Raw genomic sequence first — 19,504 nt, 5'->3', positions numbered from 1 at the left:
GTCCGATCTTTCTCACTTTTAGCGCAAATATTTCGTATCCGGTTCTGATCTTAGGCAGCAGTTTCTGAGAAGCAGGCTGTAAGGAACAAATTGAAAGCTGTCCGAAGACTGCCCTGAAGGAATTTATTTAATGAACAGGTTCAATCCGATCCTGCAGTTAATGGGATAAACAATAGATAAGAATGGCCTGCTGCAGATAGATCAGACTTTTCTTGAATCCGAATCCGGCAAAATAAGGTGAAGCAATCGCATCTTCACTTACTTCCTCATTGCGGAAGAAGGGCGGGCAAGGATTTAAGATTGCCTCCGGTTTGGCACATCTCATCCGCTCAAGGGTAATTTGGTAGGCACCAAGATACTCCTGCGTCAGACAAGTTACGGGCAACGAATCGGTAAGAATAACGTCGCTCTCCGGCAGAACACTGTCCAGACTGGTGTGAAACGCATAGTTGGTGGTATTTGTTCCCATTTCATTTCCAGGTGTGCATACATGATTAAATGAGAGGTTCAGGGCCTTGGCGGCTTCCATCCAGCTTCTGGATATATTGCCTGCCGGACCTATGAAGGTGTAGGTCAGTTCCCGGTAGTTCTCTCTGATGGAGCGCAGGGCGTACAGGTCAGCCAGAATCTCACAGGGGTGATTGTGCGCAGTCATGGCATTAATCACTGGAATCGAAGCGTGCGCCGACAGCTCTTCCAGCTTGGACAACTCCGGATATCTGGCGATAATACCGTCCCCCCAGTTCTCCAGATAGCGGATCATATCCCCGGGGGATTCCTTCTTATCCAAAGCGTCCGGAGGAAAGGTGATATAGGCTCCGCCCAGGTCCCGGATGCCTTTCTCGAAGCTGATCCGGGTCCGCAGACTGGTATCGGGGAAGAACAGAATCATCGTCTTACCATCAAGTAAAGGCTCCGGGCTTCTGTAACGAAGCTGATCGGTTAGTTCAAATATTTCAAGGATCTGCTCAGCGGTGAGCTGGCCTATATCCAGAAAATGCATTGTGGTATCCTCCTTGACATGGGTATATTCATTACAGTAACTGTATAAATATACATTAATGCGGAAGGATATACAAACCAATTAATGACAAAAAGTTACTGGTGTTGAATGATAGTATTAGAGCTCACGGCTTTGACCAAGCGCCCGATATACTGAATGGGGAGGAGGGTATCCTGGGGACTCTTGGAGAAAGCCGAGTTTACGACAATTACCAGATCAAGGTCGGGTACGAGGGTCAAATATTGGCCGGCATAACCCATACCGAAGATGGCCTTGTGCCCGCTGTACTGATTCATCCACCAATGGTAGCCATAATTACCGAAATTCGCATTTCCCTCCGAATGCGGAGAGGTCGATTCCTGGATCCATGCCTCCGATACAATACGTTCACCATTCCATATGCCAAGGTTAAGCACCAATTGGCCAATCTTCGCCAGATCCCTTGGCATCATCTTCAGTCCGAAACCACCTGAATTCGAATCATCAGGTGAACTAGGCCACTCTACGCTATTAATGTCGAGAGGACCCAACAGATATTCCTTGGCAAAATCGAGTTCGGATTTTCCAGTCGTTTTTCTGATAATCGCCGCCAGCAATTGGGAACCGCCAGTATTATAATTCCAAATACTACCTGGAGCGTCATTCATTGATTGGCTAAGTATAAATTGGTTCCAGTCCTTGGTCTCCGTCATAGGTTTGAGCATATAATTCCACTCGGTCCATTCCGGGAAATGCAAGCCACTTGTCATACTGAGCAGATGCTCTATGGTAATAGATTTCTTAGCTGATGAATCGAACGAATCCTTATATTCGGGAAAAAAAGCCTCGATCGGCTCATCAATTCCTTTCAGATAGCCTTTGTCGATAGCTATCCCGATTAAGAGCGAAGTCACGCTCTTAGTGATGGAGTTTACAGCCAGCATAGAATCCGGCATGCCATCCTTGTAATACTCGGAGACGATTGTGCCGTCTCTAACAACAAGCATGGAGAGAACCGCCGATTCCTTGGCTTGTTGCATCACTGCCTCGATTTCCTTGGAATCCATCCCTACCTGCTCTGGAGTGCCGATCGGCCACTCCCCATTAGGCAAGCTAATCACCTTGGAGCTGTTGAGGGATGGCACAGAGGTTGAGGACTTTTCGGAAGAGCAAGCGGAAGTGGTAAGGATCAGACAAACTGCCCCAGCCACCATGGCCAGCTTAGCAAAGCTGAATAATTTGTTCACAGCGTAACACACCCCTTAAGTTTATAAGTCGAACTCCCTTATGGTAGTGTAATGGGCGCGTATCGTCTTCCAATTTCTTGCTAACGAATTAACAAATCTTGCTATAATAAAAAATAAGGCTGAACCTATGAATGGGATAAAGGAAAGGTGGGAAACGGATAGTGGCGGCAAAAGCCTTGGAATTGGAATACCGGTACAGGATCAACCATGTCGTCAACTACATGGAAGAGCATCTTACGGAGTCATTAACCCTTGAAGAATTATCGGACGTGAGTGCCTACTCCCCCTATCACTTTCATCGGGTGTTCAAAACGGTGATGGATGAGAACGTGCACGGGTTTATCCAGCGGATCCGCATCGAGAAGGCAATCAAGCTGTTATTGTTTCATCCAGGTAGAAGCATCACTGAGATCGCTTTGGATTGTGGTCTGCAAACTCAGGCCCATTTTTGCAGAGTATTCCGCAAGCATACCGGGCTCAGCGCTTCTGAATACCGGGACAGATTTCGCCTGCGGACGATCGCCGAACGGTTTAGGGCTAAAGTCACCTTGGAAAAGTCCACCGATCTGTCCTGCAAGCTGGCAGAGCTCCCGATCGAGATTCGGAGCCTCGCTCCGATGAATACGATCTATGCCCGATATAGGGGGACTATCAATGAAGGAAGGATTAATTCGGATATTACAGGGCTCTTTGAGCATGTAACCTCGTGGTTGGCCGCGAGAGAAGCCTTGACTAAAGACAGCTTAACTGTCGGACTCATCCTGGATGACCCTTACATTACACCGGATGGCAGACACAGGTACGATGCTTGCATTACAACGGAGCACCGGATGACACCGACTGGCGATCTAGGCGTCCGGACGATCCCGGGAGGCAAGTACGCCCTAGTGCAGCTGAGAGACAGACCCGATAAGGTGAAAGATTTGCTCCACTTAGTCTCCACCGAGTGGCTTCCTCTAAGCCCGTATGTATGGGACGTCTCACGACCAGCCCTGGAAATTTTCTTATCCAACTCGCTTGACCATAAGGCAGGACAGTGGAAAATGGAATTTGGCATCCCTGTTAAACTAAACGAAGCCGGCTTCTGAGGTAACACGTAATAACGGTATTCCGTATGTCTGTGAACACTAGGATATAACGTTATCTATGGAAACAGCGACAGTCAAGGACGCTATTTTTCTGTCCTAAGCTGCCGCTGTTTTGATTTTAGAGCTCAGTCCAATCCATTACTTTATGCTGACAACAGTAGTGCTCAGTAGTGCTATAACCCCAGCGTACTGCCTTTTTCCAGCCGCCGGATCTGCTGTTCTCCGTTATCCGCCAGTTCCCGGAACTGGTTGATCGTCTCCCGCATCTTGGGGAGGGCTTCCTGCTTGTAGGTGCTGATAGAATCGAGTGCAGACAGGACATCCGTGAACGCTTGCTTCAAGGTGTCAGCGGAAATACTGGTTTCGAGCGATTGCTTGTGAATGGCCGCGCCTTGGTCCTTCAACATTTTGGAGGTGCCGCTGATCAGGTTGTTGGTGGTCTGGTTCAGCAGCTCGATCTTTTTGAGCACGATCTTCTGATTGTATAAGGCACTTGCGACCGTAACCGATATTTTGAGCGCAGATACCGTAACATTCCGTGCTCTGTCCACACCGCGGATCAGCTCTTTGTTGTTACGTATTACGACTTCAATGGCCATGATCCCCTGTTGATTCACCACCAGCATCTGCTGCAGGTCCATAACCCGCTGGCGCAGAGGGAAGAGTACTTCTTCGGTGATGAACCGGATTTTATCCTCGTCTTCACTGCGCTGCTTAGCCGCCTCAATCTGCGTCTCGATCTCCTGATCCATGAGGATGCCGAGCTGAATTTCCTTTTTAAGCCGTTTAGTCAGCTCCCGCAGAGTCTGCTGCTCAATCTCTAAGGTGGTATTGTCATTTTTCAGCACGCTTTTGCCTTTATCCAGAGACAGAATGATATCGGAGATGACACTATCCGCCTTCTGGTATTTGGCGAAGTAATTGCGCAGGGGATGGAAGAACTTGCCCAGGAAGCCGTTTTTGGCGAAATCAACTGCACTCGGGTCCAGATCCTTCAGCTGCAGATGCAGCTCTGTTAATCCCCTGGCGACCTGGCCGCCTTCATCACCGGTCTTGGATAGATTACCTACAGATACCTGAAGGAGTGAATTCTTCTCAGAAGAGGAGCGCATGGTGCCCATCCCGAAGCTGTCAATCGACTGCAACACTGATTTGCGTTTCTCCAGTGAATCGAAATCCAGTGCAAGAATATTGGATACATTATTGACCGCCTGTTCCTTCAGCTGCGTAACTTCCTCCGGCTCCGGCTGAACCTGCTCTTCGACGGCCTCTTTCAGCTTCTCAGGGCTGGGAATTTCCATTGAGAATGACATGGGAACCCTCCTTCGGGAATATGGGACTTACATTTGTACATTGAGCAGATTGCCGATTTTGTAGACCACATCTTCAGTATCTGCATTGATATTTGCCGCCTCGTTGATGCTTGAAATGCTCTCGAGTGCCTTGATGTTGGCGTTATATCCAATTGTATATACGGGGATTTTGTAGCTCTCAATCAATCCTCTGATCTCATCCAATGAATGTCCTTCATTCGTTTCCCCGTCACTAAGCACGAAGATCAGCGGTTTCATCTCCGGATGCAGCGTGAGTTCCTCTTTCAGCATCTTCATGGCAACGACCATTCCGTCAAAAGTAGCCGTTCCTCCGGCAGCCTGCAGGCTATTGATCGCCCCAACGAACATGGACTGCTGATTGGTGTCGTATTTGCCGATCGGCAGATTAATCGTCACATCACTGGAGTAGGAGACAAATCCGATGCTGTTGTCCTTGCCCAGAAACTTCTGGCCCTTCAGCAGCGATTCCTTGAGCCGGTTCAGCGGTTCCCCGGCCATGCTGCCCGATACATCAGCTACGAATACTGCGGCAATCGGTTTGCTGCCGTCTTTTTTCTCCTTCCATAGCTTCTGGGCTGAGGAGAGGAGGGAGCCGTTCACCGGAGCCAGCTCGGACTTGTAATCATTCAGACCGTTAAAGCCTCTGTCCGAGGCTGCTGTCTGGGTTTTGTCCTGCACGGCAAATTCGGCGAACTTGCGTATAATCTCCAGCTTCTCTTCTGGCAAATCACCCAGTGCATAGAGCGGACTGTCATGCCGTACCCCGAAGGGGGTAAACACATACCCGCTTGTCAGATCCGCCGCATTGACATATGTCTGATATTCCAGCACAAAGGCATCCAGCATGCCCGACTTCGCCGCATCCCGCATCTGCAGGGTAGTGGAGGCAATGAAAGGCACATTCGCCTGGAACTTCTCAAAGCCTTGAACCGCCTTGTCCCCCAGCAGATCCGTACTGTCGAACGTGCCCAGTGCAGTCACGAGGAAATTCAATCCCGTGGAGCTGGCAAAAGGATCAGTGTAGCCCATCGCGAGCTCATTCGCTGCAATGGCATCGGTGATCGTCTTCACATTAATCGAGCCGTATTTGCCGACCAGCTGATCATATTTCTGCTTGCTCATGACCACCCCGGCTACATTGCCGGCCAGCCGCTCAGATACAAGTTCTGCAGAGACGCCGCTTGCCTTGACCATTTCACCCCATAGCTCATTGGACGGAGTGTAGGCGTCTGGCACATATTTGCCGGACCGGATATAATCCGCGGCTGTACCCGAAGCGATATTACGGATGCTGACAGAGACGTGCTTGCCGTCCACGAGGATACCCGCAGCGTTGAAGTCATTGGCCACTTCATTCAGCCAGCCGTCGTTGCCGGTGCCGGATTTCTCGGTCGAGGAGAATATTTCGGCGTAGCTGTCCGTTGTACTATTCACAGAAAGCGGGAATTTGGAGATCTCGGGCAATGAATCGCCGACTGCTGCCGGATCAAGATCAATTTGCCCTTTTACAGGTGCGGTACTGCTCACGTTAATATCTTTATAGATCCTGTTCAGCTTTTTATCAGCATCTTCTGCAGAGATCTCTGTCTTGGATTTGCCCATGTTCGCGGTCAGGCTGATTCCGAAGTAGACAAGCGCAAAGACGGACACGGCAATGAGGCCCAGAACGATGAATGTTTTGCTTTTCCTGGCCATAATCATCTTCCTTTCCCTACTGATTCACTATTGATAGAGTTTCGTCTGCCCGATCAGGGCGGTCAGCTCCTGCATGCAGGGCATTTCCAGAGCGGCATCATAATCAGCACTTCCGAGCTGGGAGATCTCCAGCAGCAGCTGGTCCAGCTTCAGCAGTATCTCTTCATTTGCTGCCAGACAGCCTTTGACATGGGTGAAATATTCGTTGAACAAGGCGTTCTTCTTCTGGATGAATGTACTTGTGAATCTGCCGGAGTTGATTTTGCCCGTAAATTGCGTGAACTCGGCGGCATCGAATACGCTTAGCTTGTTCAAGATACTGCGGATATTCAGGTATAGGAGCTTCTCAACGTCTTGAATCACCGTGTGGAACTTCCGGAAACTGAGCTCTGACCGCTCGAAACGCCCGGCAAGAACATTCAACAGCGTCAGCTTCTTCTTATCCATCCGCTCCAGCTGATCCAGGGCCAGGGCGACATCCTCTTTCAGTACCCTCACATTACGGTAGCGGTTAAGTTCAGCTATATAGTCTTCCCGTGAATCGAGAGAGGGGACAGCGGGAATAATTGCCCGTTTGAAGAGCAGGGTATAACTCCCGTAGAGCACAATCAGCAGGCTGACAACCAGCAGGGTCACCCCTGCTGCAGTTTCAAGAGCACTGGACCCGCCGATGGCTACTCCGAGTAATCCTGGCGATAAGATAGCAATGTTCAGAATGACGACTCCGGCAATTACGCCCAGCAGCTTAACGAGTCCGGAACTATTCAGGATTAACACCCCCTCCAAGAGTATATTTAGCTACTGCTCCTTTTGATTCGTAAATGGTGAGAAATACTGTGCAGGGTCTGTTAATAATGGGGGACAATATGCATTTGTGAACTATCAGTCATGAACAAGGCAGCTTAACTTCTGGACATTCCGGTCTACAAGTTGTAAACTGAGTTCAGTTGAGTCTACAACTTGTAGACCGAAAGGGCTGAATAACTTGAGGAAAAATGCATTAACGGATATGGAGTCCAAATTCGCAGATTTGATCTGGAGCCATGAGCCTATTCCTTCAGGCGATCTCGTGAAGCTGTGCGAGACTGAACTGAACTGGAAGAAATCAACAACGTATACGATGTTGAAGCGTTTGGAGAGCAAAGGCATATGTGAGAACCGGAATGGCATAGTTACGGCAATTCTGAATAAAGAGGATTTCTACGCCGAACAGAGCAAGCAGTTCGTGGAGGAGACCTTCGAGGGCTCCTTGCCCAGGTTTCTGGCGGCGTTCACCAGAAGCCGGAAGCTTAGTGACAGCGAAGTAGATGCCTTTGTGAAGCTAATCAAGGAGCATAAGGAGGAATAGCCGTGGATCAGCTGTTGGAACACCTGATGAAGATGACTATTACAGGCAGCTACTGTATTGTAATTGTAATCCTTATGCGGCTGATGCTCCGCAGGGTTCCCAAGATCTATTCCTATGCATTATGGTCCATAGTCTTGTTTCGGCTGATCTGCCCGTTTTCTTTCGAGAGTGCCGTCAGTCTTATACCACCTGAAGCGCAACAGATTTCATTGAAATTGACGGCTTACCAAGCTGCTGCAGGGGCAAGCCTGCCAGAGCCCCAGCCCGCTCAATCCCTGCAGTTACCGGAGGCGGGTTATACCGCAACCGTCAGCCTGCAGCCTGAGAATGCAGTATCACAGTCAGCTGCTTCTGCTCAACCTGCAGACAGCACGGCTTCCGGTAATCCATGGGCCCAGACTGCGCTGTATATTTGGCTTACCGGGATTGGTGTAATGCTTCTCCACAGCCTGATTGCCACAGTCCGCCTGAAACGCAGGCTGGAGAGCGCAAAGCTCCTATCCGGTAATATCTATGAAACCAGATGGATCTCAACCCCGTTTGTCTCGGGTATGTTGAGGCCGCGGATTTATCTCCCCCCCGGTCTGCGTGATCAGGAGCGGGCTTATATCATCAAGCATGAGCAGGTGCATATCCGCAGATTTGACCATATCATTAAGCCGCTGGCATGTGTTGTTCTCTGTATCCACTGGTTTAATCCGCTGGTCTGGCTCGCATTCTTCCTGATGAGCGAGGATATGGAGAAATCCTGTGATGAGAGTGTGATCCGGCAGCTGGGCAGCGGAATCAAGCAGGATTATTCGCTCTCGCTGTTAGCTTTGTCAACAGGGAGACGTTTTACCAACGGCTCGCCGCTTGCTTTTGGAGAGAGTGGTACGAAAGGACGGATCCGAAATATTTTACATTACCGCAAACCCGCATTCTGGGTAGTCCTGCTCTGTATTGCCGGAATCGCCGCGATCAGCGTGGGGCTGCTTGGCAACCCCAGACAGCAGGTTGAAATGACAGAAAGGGATTACGCAGAACAATACATTGAGGCAAATATTGCGTCCTATCAAAGGGCGGTGCCGGATCTAACTTTTGAGGATAGCACCATCACTACATTTGAGAGAATCGGTGAATTCGATCACCTGCTGGATACGCGTGTACAGCTCTGGGCAATGGAATACAGGCTGAAGCCGGATGATGCAGACAAATTAATGCAGCTGGGAAATATAAATATAGAAGACGGCATGCTTACCGAAGACGGGAGTATGGGCAAGCCGATACTTGTATTCTCCTATCAGGATTCTATACCGGAGTATCTGGGGGAGATCAGGAGCGGGGAGAACGACATGTCCCGGCCGGCCGGTCAGGAAACAGTTCTCCGCAAGTTCTTTGAAGAGAAAGGCATGCTTCCGCATGAGACATTCAGCGGCAATCATATCCTGGTCAAATTTATTATGACCACTGGTGAGACCAGCCAGCTGTTATTATCCCAGCCGGTGAAGCAGGGAGAGCAAGGTATCTGGACCGTCGAACGCTGGATGGATACGCGCGGCAATGAGTATTACGAAACACCGGAGACGGAAGAGACTCTGGCTGCATACTATGCCAGCCTGCAGGCGGGAGCTGATGCGGGGACGGAACAGGCATGGCTTGACCCGCTTCAGGTGGCGGTTCAATATATCAGAACTGAACTGGGCCAGCCGGTATCCAGAGACAATCTTGTAGTAGATTATGAGGCAACTGCCGCAGATTTTGCAATTACACCTGTTAGCAGCTTCCTTGGTTACGTTACAGGTCTTGCCATGGACAGCGACACATTGAATTTGGATCAGGTGGAGTGGCTGACGCTTGAAGATTCTGAACGTTTTGCCGCCCTGGGTATCACGGAGGAGGATCTGCCGGGAGGATTCTATATCCTCAACAAATATACGATTAACGATCTCTACACTGTCACGGCGGAAACGGAGTATAAGCTGATAGACCGTGTGAATCCCGGATCGCTCCAAAGCGTCAGCAAAGCGGAGTTTATTGCGTATTCTGAGCAGTTTACCGGCTTCGCCCCTCCTTGTATGATTACGGTAAGCAATAACACGGTTAATACCGTCACAGAGGTCTATGTCCCGTAACTCCACAAATTTTAAGAATTTAGGGTTGACGCCAGCTCACTTGACGTGTAACATATGAACAGTCGTCAACCCGATAATTACATATTGTTCTCGTATAACCTCGCAGCCATCAGGTACATCAGGGCGAGGGTTTCTACAGGAAGCCTACTCTTCCTAACTACGATGATAAGGACTTTGTTACACAGGTCCCTATCCCGGAGTTAGGATTATTTGCGTGTTGCGGCCGACACAACAGAGATTCAGGAGGCATAATTGAAATGAAAGATATGAAATACTTAATCTCCGTGCTCATAGGCGCTATGAGCTACGGCATTTTATCCACAATCGTCGTATTAGCATACGGAGAAGGCTATAAGCTGGGTGAAGTCGTTGGTACGCAGCTGCTGACCGGCTGCATTCTCGCCTGGCTGCTGGCCTTATATACCAAGGTTAGAGAGAATCGCAAACAGCGCAGCCGTACTAATACTGCGGCCGCGGCTGCTGTCAGCCAGGCACCAGCCATGAAGCTGGCCTGGAAGCACAGATTGCTGCTAATGCTCGCCGGTGCGCCAACAGTGGTTACCGGTCTGCTGTACTACCAGTCCCTCCGGTATATTCCGGCGTCGCTCGCGATTATTCTTCTGTTCCAGTTCACCTGGATCAGTGTGCTGATCCAGGCTGTAAGCAAACGTCAGCGCCCCGATAAGATCACCGTGCTGACCTTGATCCTGCTGTTCGGGGGGACGCTGCTGGCAGCCGGAATTCTGAATCAGGGAGCTGCCGAGTTTAACGCACTCGGGCTTATGCTCGGGCTGTTATCTGCGGTAAGCTACTCCATGTTTATTATCTTCAGCGGCAAAGCCGTTCCGGCTGCGCATCCGGCCTACCGTAGCGCCTGGATGGTTACCGGCGGCCTGCTGCTGCTGTTCATCCTGTTCCCGCCATACTTCCTGTTTAACGGTTTGCTGTGGAGTCAGCTGCTGTTGTTCGGCTTCCTGCTGGGATTGTTCGGCGCCTTTATTCCGCCAGTCCTGTTCGCCATCGGTGTTCCGCATATCGGGGGAGGCATGGCTGGTATCCTGGGTGCCGCTGAACTGCCGGTTGCCGTGCTGCTGTCCTCGTTCGTACTGCATGAGCATGTGAGCGGCTTGCAGTGGACCGGAGTGATTCTGGTGCTGATCGGAGTCGTACTGCCGGAGCTGTATAAGCTGCGTTGGAGAAATTCCCGGTCCGTAACTTCAACATCCGTTTAAGTTCTTATTCAGCCAAGGCTAATTCTACTCCGTAATCAGACCGTATACACTGATCTTGCGGATTCTCAATGAGACTAACAGGGTTACAATAAAAGCTGCTGCGAGAATAGCAATACCCAGTAACAGAATCTGCGGCAAATTTGCCGCGAATTGAATATTGAAAATTCCGAGACTCGAGAGAAGCATTTCGAACACGGTATCAGAGTAAAAGTACCCCAGCAGACTTCCGGCAAGTACTCCAAGAGCTACTACCGGAAGCAGGCTGAAGGTGATTTGTGTAATCAGATTAAAGGTGGTATATCCCAGCCCTTTCAGAATTCCGAATTCCCGTTTGCGCTTCAGAATCAGGGTTTTTATGACCAGATACAGAATCAGTGTGACTACAATAATTGTTACCACCGTTATGACTGTTGTCATGGAGGTAATGGCTGAAGTGAACGTGCCGAGCGTCCCTTGCAGCATCTCCTCCACATTGGTTGCCGACCATTGGCCGGGGAAGTTACGCTCAAGATCCTGAGTAAATATGTTAGGATCAGCTCCCTCGTTTAGATATACATTGAGTGTAGTAAGGGTGTAATCCGGAAGCAGCCGCCTCAGACCTGTCTCCGTCATGGTCGCTACCATTCCCAGCTGATTGATTTGCTGGCTGAGCCCGCAGATCAGGTATTTGCCGGATACCCCGTTTGTGCTGACCTCAATTTCATCGCCGATGGTTTTTCCTTCCTGCCGCGCAATGATTCCGGAAACAGCAATCTCATTGTCATAGATCGGCGGTCTGCCTTTGTACACCGTCTGCGTCTCCATGGTATCGAAATCATCGGATACCTTCAGCGTAATGCTGGTATCTTGAACAGAAGCTGCGAGGCTGCCCAGGAGGGAGGTTTTGCGTACGCCCTCTAAGCTTTTCACCTGGGCAATCCGTTCGGGCTGAAGCTTTCCCCTGTTCAGTACGATTTGAAAGGTGCTTTGTTCTAAACCCACAAGCTGAAGAACGGCGTTCGTGTCACCTGTGAAGTTGTAATTCAGAATAGAGCAGGCGATACTGGAAAAGGTTAACCCCGCGACAATGAGCAGAATCATCAGGTTCTGCTTGGTTTGCCGGAGTAAGGTTTTAAGTCCCAAAGCAAACTGCAGGCCAAGCGGAGAGTGTTCCAGCGGCATGCGGTTTTTTTTGAAATTATGGTTCAGAAATCCGCTCTGCAGCGCAGCGATGGGTGTGATGTCTCTGATCCGCCTGCTGGACATAAAGGTGACCAGCATAACCATACCCATGATGAACAGCATGCTGAGTACAGCGGCGAGTATGTCAAAGGACGCGGGCCAGATTAATCCGATGGAAGAGGAGATCAGATTGCCGGCATAAGGCATGACGGCTCCGGCAGCAGCTATGCCCGGGACTGCGGCGGCAACGGATATCCAGGCAAACTGTAACAGAAGTGCTGTGATCACCTGCCAGGAGGTATAGCCATTTGCTTTCAGTACGCCAATATTCTGCATATGGTCTTCAATATGCTCAAGAATCTGGGAGCGGATAACTATCAGTGAGATGACCACCATGATAAGAGCGAAGACAAGCAGGATCGCTGTCAGGAAATTGACAAACACCAGATTTCCGGATATGCCCGTCTGCGCACTCATTACAACATAGGTTGCGCTTGTTCCTGAAGCGGACAGTTGCTCCCTTAACAATTGCCAGAGCTTCTCCGCTTTGTCAGGATTAGTTACAGCCGCAGAGAGGAAGCTGTACTTTGCGGTTTGACCGGTACGTTCAGCCAGCTCCCGGTAGGTACTGCCCAGCATAAACACTTTAGGCGCACCGTTGCTAAGCGTTCCTATCAATGGCTCCTCTATAAACCCGCCAATCTTGTAGGTATAGACCTGGTTCCCGTAAGTGAAGGATAGGCTGTCACCAGCGTTATAGCCTGCACCGACATGGAATACATAGGACAGATAGATCAGATTAGAGCCGTCTGAATGGACCGGAGAGATGGTTCGGAAGGGAGCCAAGGTCCGCTGCTGATCTGCATTCAGAATTAACAATCCGGTAGTAATATCGTTTGGTCCATACTTCATAGTAACGTCAGACAGCAGGAGTGCGGGCTCCATCTCCCACATGGCGGTATACGGATAACTGTCCAGCAGAGCCTCATATTCCTTGAGATGTTCATCCGTCGCGAAATAAGAGATTACGTCCGGTGTTTTAAGCTCCGTCATTTTTTGTTCCTGAAAAGAACCCAGCTTCAGTACCACCGAGACTCCGGTGTACAGCAGCAGAACGGCCAGCAGAATGAGCAGAAAGAGCGCGGCAGTGGAGCTTTTCCGCTTGCGAATATTGGACCAGGCCAGTTTTCCTTGAACACTGTGCATCCTTACCACCCCAAATCCGCTAAAAAAGACTGTACTTGCTCCTGCCGCTCCGGCCCGTTAGCCCCGCTGTAGGAAGAGAGCTGCAATTCGCCAACCATCACGCCGTCCCGCAGATAGAGTATTCGGTTGCCGCGCAGAGCAGTCTTGAGATCATGGGTGACCAGAATGATGCTCTGCCCGCGCGCATTCATCTCCGTCAGGACGCCAAGGACACTCGCGCCTGCTGCACTGTTAAGCGCTCCGGTAGGTTCATCGGCGAACAAGGCGGTAGGCGTATTAATCAAAGCCCGGACGATCCCGGCCCGCTGAGCCTCTCCGCCCGACAGCTGTGCCGGAAACTTCATCCACTTGGTAGCATCCAGGCCCACTTCAGTGAGCAGCTGTTTGGCCCGGTTTACCGCCGCGTTCCTGTCCTTTTGCACCAGATAAGCACTGGACAGCACATTATCGAGCACACTCATGGTATCGAGCAGATGAATCTGCTGGAAGACAAATCCGCAATGTTTCCGCCGGAACACAGCCAGCTGATCATTGCTGAGGCCGGTAATATCCTGTTCCTCAAAAAGAATCTCCCCGAGCGTCGGTTTGTCCATCCCGGAGATTGCATAGAGCAGGGTAGATTTGCCTGAACCGGAGCTGCCCATGATGACTGTGAAATCACCCTTGTACAGTGTCAGATCGAGATTCTTCAGGACATGCTGCTGAACACCTCCGTTCGAGAAGGTTTTACACAGCTTTTTGGTTTGCATCAATACTGGTTTGGATGGTTCACTCATGGCAAGACTCTCCATTTAGGTCATACTCATTAATGGGCACCTGCCGGCATCCCATAATGGCTGCAGCCTTTATATACAGCTACAGTTTTATTCTACGGTGAATATTCTTAACATGTCTTTGCGCGAAGCTTAGCAGATTCTTAATTCTTTCCGGCCAGCGGAATGAGCAGCTTTACCGTGAAACCGTTTCCGTTGCTATAGCACACGATATCTCCATGCATCTTGCGCATCAGATACCGGGAGATATACAGCCCCAGTCCGGAACCGCTCTGATATACAGCCCGGCTGCCCCGGTAGAATTTGTTGAAGAGCAGCGGCAGCTCGTCCCCGGAAACACCAGGTCCATAGTCGTTGAATTGCATCACCAGGAAGCCTTCGACGATTTCAAAGGCAACATCAATGGGCGTTCCGGCATATTTATTGGAATTATTCACGACATTATCAATCACCTGCTGCAGGCGCAGGGGATCCGTGCTCAGGAGACATTCGGGGATAGGCGCAGCTGTGATCTGTTCATAATAATTGGCGTTTTCTATTAAAACATCTAGCAAAGTGCTGGGCTCTTCGGTTATGTTTACCTGCAATTCATTGAGTTCCTCCATTGTGGCATGGAACATATCCGTTACAAGATGATCAATCTGGTCGGCTTTGGCGTACAGCGAGTTCAGCTGCCGGCTGACTTTGTCATTGTCCGCGCTTAAGATCATCAGCTCGGTGATGGCCTTGATCGAGGATACAGGTGTCTTGATGTCATGGCTGAGGCTGGCGACCAGTTCTTGTTTACTTTTGTTAGCCAGATATTCATTATGTCTTGCCGCCGCCAGCTCTTCGCGCATCAGATCAAAGCTTTCGGTAAAGGCACCGAACATATTGCTCTGGTCCATTTCCAGCGGAATATCCAGCTCGCCTTTGGCGATATGCTTGGCGAAACGCTGCATTTGGCGGAAAGGGCGGAAGATCATCCGGTTCAGGTAAAGGATATACGCCAGACAGAGCAGGATCAGCAGCAGAAGCGAGGCAGCAGTGACAAGGGTGAAGTTCAGCTTGAGCCGGGACAAGACTGCGCTGTAGTTGTTATGAATTATCACTTTGCCAACAGTCTGGTCTTGAACAGTTACATCAATCAGCGTATCGCGATGATTAATAGCTTCATTCACCGAGTCTGCAATTCCGGCTGCTGACTGGTATAAGAGTGTATCTGAGGAATCCACAACAGCGAAGTCATACGGGGACTCGGGATAGATATTCCCCCGGACCGCTCCCCAGTTCTGTTCAGTAAGCTTCACGATGCTGTTGATAGCCACTCTATCCACTCTATCCGTGGATTCTCTATCCCTAATATTCGCCAGCAGAAGCAGATAAGCTGCACAAGTACACAGAACAACCAGCAGCAGGGCAAGCAGCAGTTTTCTGGACATCATTATTGATCCTCGAAGGCATAACCGATGCCCCATACCGTCTTGATATACCGGGGCTGATTGGGATTCTGTTCAATCTTCTCGCGCAGATGGCGGATATGTACATTCAATGTGCCGTCACCTGTAAGGGCCTCACCCCAGACCGCCGTGAACAGCTCTTCCTTGGGGATGACCCGGTTTTTATGCAGAATAAGGTAGCTGATTAATTTGTATTCCATCGTCTTCAATTTGAGCGGCACACCGTTCAGCTGGACCCGTCTCAGTCCGGGATCAATCTGTAAGGGTCCGGCCTGGAGTAATGCAGGTTCGTCCGGGTTCTCGCTGCCGTAACGTTTGAGTACCGCCTTCGCTTTGGCCAGCATGACCCGCAGTGTATAAGGTTTGTGAATATAATCATCCCCGCCGATATCCAGCGCAATCAGAACATCGTCCTCGCTGGAGCGGGCGCTGATGAACAGAATGGGGATGTCCGTAATCTGCCTCAGCTCTTTGCATAGCTGGAAGCCCGATTCCCCGCCAAGATTGATATCCAGCAGAATAAGGGAGACAGTGTGCTCCTGGATGAATTCCCGGCAGGCACCCGCACTAGTTACATAGGCCGTCGAGACATCGAACAGATTGAAATACTCACTGGTCGTTTCCGCCAGCTCCACTTCATCATCTACAATTAAACAGTCGTATCGCATGTATCTGTCCCCGATCCGATAAATATAGGTTTCAATTCTATGAGCTCATTTTACAACAATAAGTCAAGGTTGGGGGGAAATGACTTCGCGGAGATTACCTGCCTACGCAGAATGTTCCGGTCATCCGGACGGAATAACGTTCATTGAAAGCGCAAACATTATTGTTGCCAAAAGTGAAATAGAGTGCTATTCTGAATTTGGGATTGTTACTGAAAAGGCAAAACCCAAAACATGGTCACGTGTTTTGGGTTTTGCCTTTCTTTATGTTAAGGCCTGCGGGACGCCGTGGGAATCCTTGATTAATCCGTCTACATCCTGTATTGATGAATGAAATTCGGGATAAAGGAGGGCAGAGGGTTGATTATCGAAAAAATTTTCAATAACAATGCCATTATTGCCAAGGATTCAGGCAAAGATGAATTGGTGGTCATGGGACGCGGCATCGGATTCAAGAAGAACGCCGGCGATCCGGTGGATGTATCTCTGATTGAGAAGACGTTTGTGCTGAAACAGAATGATGCTTCGGAGAAATTCAAAGCATTAATGGCAGATGCGCCCGCCGAATATGTAGCCTTAAGCCACGATATTATCGAATATGCCAAGCAATCCCTGAAGGTGCGCCTAAGCGATTATATCTATGTTACATTAACGGATCATTTGACCCATGCACTAAGGCTCTGGGACCAGGGGATCCGCAATACCAATCCGCTCATCTGGGAGATACAGCGCTGTTATCCCAAGGAATATGGTATCGCAATTCATGCCTTGCAGATCATTCAGAGTTATACCCGCATCCGCCTGCCGGAGGATGAAGCCGGCAATATTGCCCTGCATCTGATCAATGCGCAAATGAACAGCTCCGGTCATAGAATTGCTGATGTCACCAGACAGACGCAACAGATCGATGACATTCTCAATATTGTTAAGTATTCATATAACAACGAGATTGATGAGAGTTCGGTCAGCTATGAACGGTTCATTACCCATCTGCGGTATTTTTTCCAGCGGTCACGTAAGAAGGAATCGGTGGAGTCGGTTGATGATTTTCTGCTCAAGCAGGTACGGACCAAATACAAAAAGGCGCATAGCTGTGTACTCAAAATTGAGCAATATCTGGACACCCGGCTTCTGGATGAGGAAAGGCTGTACTTGACGATTCACATTCAGCGGGTAACACAAAGACAAACTGAATAAAACCTTTGGATTGTTACTGGTCATGCAGGCGAAACCAAATCGGCAGAACATTGCCGGGTGGTTTCGTTTTTTGTATTTTAATTGGGAATGGGAGGGTTTAGGATGAAATATGATGCACTCGCTAATGAAATTATCAGGAACGTCGGCGGCAAAGAAAATGTTAACGGATTAACCCATTGTATAACCCGTCTGCGCTTCAAACTTAAGAACGAAACACTGGCGAACACAGATGTGCTGAAAAATATGGATGGAGTTGTTACGGTCATTCAGAGCGGCGGCCAGTATCAGGTTGTCATCGGCAATCATGTATCTGAGGTCTATGCCCAGGTTATGGCTGCTGGCGGATTTCAGGAAGACCGATCAGAGGCAGCCGCTGCCGGTAAAACAAGCCTGTTCAACAGGTTTATCGATATGATCTCCGGGGTATTCTCTCCGACGCTTGGTGTGCTGTGCGCAACAGGAATGATTAAGGGGTTCACTGCACTGTTTGTGACGCTGGGACTAATTACGAATACTTCAGGTACCTACCAGATTCTTAATGCGCTCGGGGATTGCCTGTTCTATTTCTTCCCGATTTTCCTCGGGTATACGTCGGCGAAGAAGTTTGGCGCCAATATCTTTATCGGAATGGCGATTGGCGCAACGCTGGTGTATCCGGCCTTCGGCAATATAACAGCTGCCGGCGAGCCGCTGTATACCCTTTTTAGCGGAACGGTGTTTGAATCACCGGTGTACATTACGTTCCTGGGTATCCCGGTCATCCTGATGTCGTATACCTCCAGTGTTATTCCGATCATCCTCTCAACCTTTGTAGGCTCCAAGCTGGAAGGCTTCTTCAAGAAAGTGATTCCGAGTGTGGTGCGCACCTTCCTGGTTCCGTTCTTCACTCTGCTGATCATCGTTCCGCTGGCACTGATTGCGATTGGTCCAATCTCCACCTGGGCAGGACAACTGCTGGGAGAGGGAACCTTGTTCCTCTACAATCTCAGTCCGGTTATTGAAGGCTTGCTGGTTGGCGCATTCTGGCAGGTATTTGTCATCTTCGGTTTGCATTGGGGGCTGGTGCCGATCGCGCTTAATAATATGGCTGTGCTGAAATATGATCCGATTCTTGCGGCTTCCTTCGGTGCTTCCTTTGCTCAGACCGGTGCGGTGCTGGCTATTCTGATGCGGACGAAGAACGTCAAGCTTAAGTCATTGTCTATTCCGGCAATCATTTCAGGGGTCTTCGGTGTTACCGAACCCGCTATTTACGGGATTACGCTGCCGCGCAAGAAGCCGTTTGTCTTAAGCTGTATCGCTGCGGCAGTAGGAGGCGGGATCATCGGTCTGATGGGGACCAAGGGCTACATTCTCGGGGGGCTGGGCGTCTTCGGGATTCCAAGTTATATCAGTCCGGACGGTATGGATAAAGGCTTCTACGGTGCAATTGCGGCGATTATAATCAGCTTCATTCTAGGCTTCATTCTTGTATTCTTCTCCGGTTTTAAGGATGAAGAGGCTGCTGAGAGCAAGAGCACAGGCACCCCGCGCAATACGCTTGTGAAGCAGGAGACTGTGGGAAGTCCGCTGAAGGGCCAGATCAGAGCGCTGTCCGAGCTGACTGACGAAGCCTTCTCTACAGGAGCCATGGGCAAGGGCATCGCGATTGAGCCGCTGGAAGGCAAGGTATACTCACCGGTAGACGGGGTACTGACCACATTGTTCGCATCCGGGCATGCCATAGGGATCACCAGTGATAACGGGGTCGATATCCTGATTCATGTGGGCAAGGATACCGTCAAATTAAAGGGCAAATACTTCACTCCTAAGGCCAAGCAAGGTGATCTGGTCAAAAAAGGACAGCTGCTGATGGAGTTTGATGTAGCGGCGATCAGAGAGGCTGGCTATACCCTGACCACACCGGTCATTATTTCGAATTCCGCAGAGTATCTCGATGTGATTGAGACGGACCTGAAGAGCATTGATTACAGGGAGAATCTGCTGACGGTCATGATCTGATCTGTTCAATGAAACCCCAAAC

General features: G+C 49.8%; 15 protein-coding genes and 1 riboswitch. Of the genes, 6 read left to right on the top strand and 9 right to left on the bottom strand.

All coding sequences use genetic code 11. The annotated features are described in order from the left end of the window. Positions 1–157: 157 nt before the first annotated feature. Together MKX70_RS23815 and MKX70_RS23810 are read right to left on the bottom strand one after the other, a co-directional pair. The gene (locus MKX70_RS23815) at positions 158–1,003 is read right to left on the bottom strand and encodes an ornithine carbamoyltransferase (protein ID WP_042236027.1); all 846 of its coding nucleotides are present in this window, start codon (positions 1,001–1,003) and stop codon (positions 158–160) included. Between the two features lie 95 nt (positions 1,004–1,098). After that, positions 1,099–2,229, bottom strand: a complete 1,131-nt coding sequence (locus tag MKX70_RS23810) for a serine hydrolase domain-containing protein (RefSeq protein WP_340840920.1) — start codon at positions 2,227–2,229, stop codon at positions 1,099–1,101. Positions 2,230–2,390: 161 nt separating this feature from the next. On the opposite strand from MKX70_RS23810, the gene MKX70_RS23805 reads away from it, so the two are divergent. Continuing rightward, complete coding sequence (locus MKX70_RS23805; protein ID WP_052416349.1) at positions 2,391–3,317, top strand: AraC family transcriptional regulator; 927 nt, start codon at positions 2,391–2,393, stop codon at positions 3,315–3,317. Between the two features lie 173 nt (positions 3,318–3,490). Here the strand turns inward: MKX70_RS23805 and MKX70_RS23800 are convergent, their stop codons facing one another. The 3 genes from MKX70_RS23800 to MKX70_RS23790 are packed head-to-tail and all read right to left on the bottom strand — an operon-like array spanning position 3,491 to position 7,123. Then, positions 3,491–4,630: a toxic anion resistance protein gene (locus MKX70_RS23800; protein WP_340786984.1), complete on the bottom strand. Its 1,140-nt coding sequence runs from the start codon at positions 4,628–4,630 to the stop codon at positions 3,491–3,493. Between the two features lie 27 nt (positions 4,631–4,657). After that, positions 4,658–6,346, bottom strand: a complete 1,689-nt coding sequence (locus MKX70_RS23795) for a vWA domain-containing protein (RefSeq protein ID WP_340840918.1) — start codon at positions 6,344–6,346, stop codon at positions 4,658–4,660. Between the two features lie 27 nt (positions 6,347–6,373). Then, positions 6,374–7,123, bottom strand: a complete 750-nt coding sequence (locus MKX70_RS23790; RefSeq protein WP_340840915.1) for a hypothetical protein — start codon at positions 7,121–7,123, stop codon at positions 6,374–6,376. A gap of 208 nt (positions 7,124–7,331) precedes the next feature. On the opposite strand from MKX70_RS23790, the gene MKX70_RS23785 reads away from it, so the two are divergent. The 3 genes from MKX70_RS23785 to MKX70_RS23775 all read left to right on the top strand — a co-directional run bounded on the left by MKX70_RS23785 (position 7,332) and on the right by MKX70_RS23775 (position 11,040). After that, positions 7,332–7,694: a BlaI/MecI/CopY family transcriptional regulator gene (locus MKX70_RS23785; RefSeq protein ID WP_340840913.1), complete on the top strand. Its 363-nt coding sequence runs from the start codon at positions 7,332–7,334 to the stop codon at positions 7,692–7,694. A 2-nt stretch (positions 7,695–7,696) separates the two neighbouring features. Continuing rightward, the gene (locus tag MKX70_RS23780) at positions 7,697–9,808 is read left to right on the top strand and encodes a M56 family metallopeptidase (RefSeq protein ID WP_340840912.1); all 2,112 of its coding nucleotides are present in this window, start codon (positions 7,697–7,699) and stop codon (positions 9,806–9,808) included. Positions 9,809–9,878: 70 nt separating this feature from the next. Beyond that, positions 9,879–9,988, top strand: a riboswitch (purine riboswitch). Between the two features lie 86 nt (positions 9,989–10,074). Further along, the gene (locus tag MKX70_RS23775; RefSeq protein ID WP_340841691.1) at positions 10,075–11,040 is read left to right on the top strand and encodes a DMT family transporter; all 966 of its coding nucleotides are present in this window, start codon (positions 10,075–10,077) and stop codon (positions 11,038–11,040) included. Between the two features lie 24 nt (positions 11,041–11,064). Here MKX70_RS23775 and MKX70_RS23770 read toward each other — a convergent pair whose 3' ends face one another. From MKX70_RS23770 to MKX70_RS23755, 4 genes are all read right to left on the bottom strand, one after another. After that, positions 11,065–13,407, bottom strand: a complete 2,343-nt coding sequence (locus tag MKX70_RS23770) for an ABC transporter permease (RefSeq protein WP_340840911.1) — start codon at positions 13,405–13,407, stop codon at positions 11,065–11,067. 2 nt (positions 13,408–13,409) lie between these two features. Next, a complete protein-coding gene (locus MKX70_RS23765; RefSeq protein WP_340840910.1) occupies positions 13,410–14,183 on the bottom strand; it encodes an ABC transporter ATP-binding protein in 774 nt (257 codons plus the stop codon). 140 nt (positions 14,184–14,323) lie between these two features. After that, on the bottom strand, positions 14,324–15,604 hold the full coding sequence (locus MKX70_RS23760) for a HAMP domain-containing sensor histidine kinase (protein WP_340840908.1): 1,281 nt from the start codon (positions 15,602–15,604) through the stop codon (positions 14,324–14,326). Beyond that, positions 15,604–16,287 carry a response regulator transcription factor gene (locus tag MKX70_RS23755; RefSeq protein ID WP_340840907.1) on the bottom strand — a complete coding sequence of 228 codons (684 nt, stop codon included), beginning with the start codon at positions 16,285–16,287 and terminating at the stop codon, positions 15,604–15,606. Before MKX70_RS23755 ends, MKX70_RS23760 begins: the two co-directional genes overlap by 1 nt. A gap of 357 nt (positions 16,288–16,644) precedes the next feature. On the opposite strand from MKX70_RS23755, the gene licT reads away from it, so the two are divergent. Together licT and MKX70_RS23745 are read left to right on the top strand one after the other, a co-directional pair. Then, positions 16,645–17,481 carry a BglG family transcription antiterminator LicT gene (gene licT, locus MKX70_RS23750; protein ID WP_042236034.1) on the top strand — a complete coding sequence of 279 codons (837 nt, stop codon included), beginning with the start codon at positions 16,645–16,647 and terminating at the stop codon, positions 17,479–17,481. A 102-nt stretch (positions 17,482–17,583) separates the two neighbouring features. After that, positions 17,584–19,482: a beta-glucoside-specific PTS transporter subunit IIABC gene (locus MKX70_RS23745; RefSeq protein ID WP_340840905.1), complete on the top strand. Its 1,899-nt coding sequence runs from the start codon at positions 17,584–17,586 to the stop codon at positions 19,480–19,482. Positions 19,483–19,504 lie beyond the last annotated feature (22 nt).

This window comes from Paenibacillus sp. FSL R7-0312, assembly GCF_038004445.1.
Classification (GTDB): domain Bacteria; phylum Bacillota; class Bacilli; order Paenibacillales; family Paenibacillaceae; genus Paenibacillus_AQ.
Note: the sequence above shows the minus strand (reverse complement) of the source record. Positions and strands in the feature narration are given on the sequence as shown.

Excerpts from the sequence above, each read along its gene's own strand:
- MKX70_RS23745 (WP_340840905.1), top strand. The coding sequence starts at position 17,584 with ATGAAATATGATGCACTCGCTAATGAAATTATCAGGAACGTCGGCGGC.
- MKX70_RS23770 (WP_340840911.1), bottom strand. The coding sequence starts at position 13,407 with ATGCACAGTGTTCAAGGAAAACTGGCCTGGTCCAATATTCGCAAGCGG.
- MKX70_RS23760 (WP_340840908.1), bottom strand. The coding sequence starts at position 15,604 with ATGATGTCCAGAAAACTGCTGCTTGCCCTGCTGCTGGTTGTTCTGTGT.
- MKX70_RS23755 (WP_340840907.1), bottom strand. The coding sequence starts at position 16,287 with ATGCGATACGACTGTTTAATTGTAGATGATGAAGTGGAGCTGGCGGAA.
- MKX70_RS23815 (WP_042236027.1), bottom strand. The coding sequence starts at position 1,003 with ATGCATTTTCTGGATATAGGCCAGCTCACCGCTGAGCAGATCCTTGAA.
- MKX70_RS23775 (WP_340841691.1), top strand. The coding sequence starts at position 10,075 with ATGAAATACTTAATCTCCGTGCTCATAGGCGCTATGAGCTACGGCATT.
- MKX70_RS23765 (WP_340840910.1), bottom strand. The coding sequence starts at position 14,183 with ATGAGTGAACCATCCAAACCAGTATTGATGCAAACCAAAAAGCTGTGT.
- MKX70_RS23800 (WP_340786984.1), bottom strand. The coding sequence starts at position 4,630 with ATGTCATTCTCAATGGAAATTCCCAGCCCTGAGAAGCTGAAAGAGGCC.
- MKX70_RS23795 (WP_340840918.1), bottom strand. The coding sequence starts at position 6,346 with ATGGCCAGGAAAAGCAAAACATTCATCGTTCTGGGCCTCATTGCCGTG.